This is a genomic window from Rhizobium sp. NFR03, assembly GCF_900111275.1.
Lineage (GTDB): Bacteria > Pseudomonadota > Alphaproteobacteria > Rhizobiales > Rhizobiaceae > Ferranicluibacter.
On the sequence record NZ_FOGR01000027.1, the window covers coordinates 1 to 3,985 of the forward strand.

Below are 3,985 nucleotides of genomic sequence, written 5' to 3' on the forward strand. Positions count from 1 at the left end.
AAACCGTAAGGCGATGTCGACATTGTGCCGAGAGCGCCGCTCTTGTTGGAGACGACAACGGAGAGCTGTCCGTTGACGCCGGCCGGGTCGGGCGTGGCCAGGCCGACGATGCGTTCGGGCGTGCCAAGAAGCTTGGCGAGGAGCGAGACGGGATATGTACCGAGATCGAGCAGAGGCCCGCCGGCAAGCGTCGCATCGAAGATCCGATGGTCGCGCGGCAGGTATTCGCCATACTCCGTATAGACGGAGAGGATGTCGCCGATGATGCCGGCATCGAGGATCTGGCTGATCACGTCGAATTTGGGGAGGAAGTAGGTCCAGAGAGCCTCGGCGAAGAACACGCCTTTCGTCCGAGCGGCGGCCACCATCTCCGCTGCCTGTGCGTGATTGAGAGCCACGGGCTTCTCGACGAGGACATGCTTTCCTGCCGCAATCGCCAACATCGCGTGCTCATGATGCAGGTTGTGGGGTGTCGCGACATAGATGATGTCGATATCGTCGGCGGAAACGAGCGCTTCGTAACTGCTGTAGGCATGAGGAACCTGCCAGTCGGCTGCAAACCTCTCGGCGGCCTCGGGCGATCGGGAGCCGACCGCCGCGATCGTCTGGCGCGTATGCGCCTGAACCGACTCCACGAACTTCGCGGCGATCCATCCCGAGCCGAGAATACCCCAGCGAAGCGGGGGTGCCTCCATCGGTGGCCGGGTCCGGGGCAGGGGCAGTGTTTCGGGGAAAGACATGGTGGCTTCTCCTTCTCGTTCGTCGCGTGTCAGCCGGAGATCTTCTGCCAGGACCCGGTCTCGACGGAGCGTTCCATGGCGTCGATGATGCGTTCGTTGGCAAGCCCGAAGTCGAAGTTCGGAAAACAGTCCGCGCCGTTGCAGATGCCCTCGATGAGATCGCGGACCTCGATGACCTTCACGTCGAAATAGCCGAGACCGCCGCCTGCAAAATCGAACCCGAAGAAGGCGCCGAACTGCGGCACCTGGCTTCCCGCAAGGATGGTCTTGAAACCGCGGTCCGGCTTCGGATCGTTGAAGCGCGAGATCTTCAACTCGTTGAAGCGCTCGCCATCCATGATGATGGTGCCCTCTGTGCCGGAAACCTCCCAGTAGATGCCGAAGACCTTGCCGGCAGCGACACGCGATGCCTCGATCGTACCGCCCGCACCATTGCTGAAGCGGATCAGCGTCTGGATCTGGTCCTCGTTTTCCACCGTCGCGCGCGGCGCATCCGTGTCCGACGTCGCCCCATAGCCGGAACCGCTTTGCGGCACGGGCCGCGTCGGAAAGAAGGTCTGCGTCTGCGCGATGACCTGATCGATATCGCCGACCAGATATTGCGCCACCGAGATCACATGGCTTCCCAGATCCCCGAGCGCTCCCGATCCAGCATCCTTGCGTGTGCACCGCCAGGAAAACGGCAGGTCCGGATCGTTGAAGAATCCCTGATCGAACCATCCGCGAAACCGCATCGGCGTGCCGATATCGCCGCGGTCGATCATGATCTTGGCGAGCATGGCGGCAGGGGTCTTGATGTTGTTGAAGGCGACCATGGTCTTCACGCCCTGCCGTCGTGCCGCCTCGGCCATCTCCTCGGCCTCGGCCAGCGTCACCGATAGCGGCTTCTCGCAATAGACGTGCTTGCCGGCGGCAATGGCAGCAAGCGCCATCTCATGGTGCATCGCGTTGGGCGACGTGATGTCGACCACGTCGATGTCGGGATCGGTCACTAGCGTCCGCCAGTCGCTGGTGCTCCGCTCGAAGCCGAAGCGCTTCGCTGCATCGGCGGCAAGCTCGCTCGTGACATCGGCAAGCATGCTCAGATGGGGGATTGCCGGCAAATCCCGGTAGAGCGTGGCCGCGCGACGGTAGGCATCGGCATGGGCCTGCCCCATGAAGCCGGAGCCGATCAGACCGATATTCAGCGTCTTTTTGGGCATCGTCGTTGTCCTCAAGGGGGCCATCAGGCCGAGAAATGCGCAAGGATATGGTGGAAAGCCGCAGTGACGGCCGGCAAAGGCGGCACGATCACCGGATCCTGCTCTGCCTCGACCACAAGCCAGCCGCGATAGCCGGCTTCCCGCACGAAGCGCGCCAGTGGCGCAAAATCGAGCGCGCCGTCACCGGGGACGGTGAACATGCCGCTTCGCACCCCTTCATTGAAGCTCAGGTCACGGGTGCGAACCGCGGCAAGAGCCGGCGCGCGGACATCCTTCAGGTGAATATGGACGATGCGGTCGCCGAAGCGCTCGATCAGCTGTGGGTAGGCAAAGCCTGCCGCCGCCGCATGGCCCGTGTCGAGGAGAAGCGCGACCGACGGCCCTGCCGCGTCGAAGATCGACGAGATCTCGTCGAACGTCTCGGCGACCATCATGAGATGATGGTGATAGGCGAGCGTCAGCCCGTAGATATCGGCGAGCCTGGTGCCGAAATCGGTCAATCGGGCCGAATAGGCCGCGACATCCTCTCCCGCGAGATGCCGCCTCCGGGACATCGGCGCATCGAGAGGCGCACCGGGCGTCATCATGGCCGTTTCGCCATAGACCATGACGGTCGATCCCATGGAGCGCAACAGATCCGCATGGGGAGCCACGGCGGTTAGTTCGTCTTCGACGCTGCCTTCGGCAAGTTGCCCGGAATGCCAGCCGGAGGCGAGAGCAAGCCCGCGACTGTCGAGCAAGGGGGCGAGCGCCTGTCGCGTGCGCGGCAGCTTGCGGCCAAGCTCCACCCCTTCGTAGCCGGCACGGGCGGCGTCATCGAGACAGGTCTCGACCGGGATATCCGCGCCAAGATCCTCCAGGACATCATTCGCCCAGGACAAAGGGCTCACGGCGAGGCGGACTCCGGACGGAAGCGCCGAAAGGTTTTCAGATCTCATCATGATCTCCGGTATGAAGGATTGTGCCAGGGTTGCCACGCGGTGTCGCCCTTCAGGGCCTCCAGTCGGGGCCAATCCGGACGGGCAGGCCGGTGGCGACGGACGTCACCGCTGCTTCCGCGATCCGTTGCGCTTCCAGACCGTCGCGGATCGTCGCGAGCGGTTTTGTGCCGGCCCGGATCAGGTCGATGAATGCGGACATCTCGGCGCGATAGGCTGTCGAGAAGCGCTCGATGAAATAGTTCATCGGCGGAGAGGCCCTGAAGCCGTCGGCGGCGGCGATGACGACCCCGCGCTGCGGCCGGTTCTCGACATAGAGCACTTCATGGGCGCAGAGCGCTTCGAGACGCTGGTCGTAGCCGAAGGGTGCACGGCGGCAGTTGATCATCTGGACGAAGCGCCCGGAGGCGGAGGTCAGCGTGACCATGGCCGTATCGATATCGCCGGCTTCGCCGATCGCGGGGTCGATGAGGCAATTGCCGGCGGCGTAGACCGTCACGATCTCCTCACCCAGCAGGTAGCGCGCCATGTCGAAGTCATGGATCGCCTGATCCCGGAACATGCCGCCGGACCGCTCGACATAGGAGCGGGGCGGCGGTGCGGGATCGCGCGTGTGCATGACGATGTGTTCCAGCCGTCCCGCAGTGCCATCCGAAATCCGGTCCCTCACGAAGCGGAAATCCGGATCGTAGCGGCGCTGGAAGGCAAGCAGGCACGGCACACCCGAACGCTCCACCGCATCCGTGACCGTCTCGACCGTCGCAAAATCGAGGCTCACAGGTTTTTCGCAGAAGATGGCCTTGCCGGCACGCGCGGCCTCGATCAGCAGAGCGGCATGCGTGTCCGTCGAACTTGCAATGATCACTCCATCGACCGACGGATCGGCAAAGACCTGTGCAGCCTCGACGATGTCGGCGCCGACGTTCGCTGCAAGCTCCGAGCGCGCCTCGCTCTCGATGGGATCGACAAGATAGCGCACCCGCACGGAAGTTTGGCTTGCGGCGTTCGTCGCATGCACATGCCCGATGCGCCCTGCACCGAAGACGGCGAGATGTAGCATGAAGATCCTCCCGATCCATCCGAGCCACTTCGGCTTCGTTCGTTG

At 63.6% G+C, this 3,985-nt stretch carries 4 protein-coding genes; all 4 read right to left on the reverse strand.

Annotation, left to right across the window (positions count from 1 at the left end):
• Positions 1 to 740 (reverse strand): Gfo/Idh/MocA family protein (locus tag BSG19_RS25530; RefSeq protein ID WP_092990795.1); only part of this gene is annotated, 740 nt, incomplete at its 3' end.
• Positions 741 to 769: 29 nt separating this feature from the next.
• Complete coding sequence (locus BSG19_RS25535) at positions 770 to 1,942, reverse strand: Gfo/Idh/MocA family protein (RefSeq protein WP_092990796.1); 1,173 nt, start codon at positions 1,940 to 1,942, stop codon at positions 770 to 772.
• Between the two features lie 23 nt (positions 1,943 to 1,965).
• A complete protein-coding gene (iolE, locus tag BSG19_RS25540) occupies positions 1,966 to 2,880 on the reverse strand; it encodes a myo-inosose-2 dehydratase (protein ID WP_092990797.1) in 915 nt (304 codons plus the stop codon).
• Positions 2,881 to 2,932: 52 nt separating this feature from the next.
• Positions 2,933 to 3,985 (reverse strand): inositol 2-dehydrogenase (gene iolG, locus BSG19_RS25545; protein WP_139274840.1); only part of this gene is annotated, 1,053 nt, incomplete at its 5' end.

Excerpts from the sequence above, each read along its gene's own strand:
- BSG19_RS25535 (WP_092990796.1), bottom strand. The coding sequence starts at position 1,942 with ATGCCCAAAAAGACGCTGAATATCGGTCTGATCGGCTCCGGCTTCATG.
- iolE (WP_092990797.1), bottom strand. The coding sequence starts at position 2,880 with ATGAGATCTGAAAACCTTTCGGCGCTTCCGTCCGGAGTCCGCCTCGCC.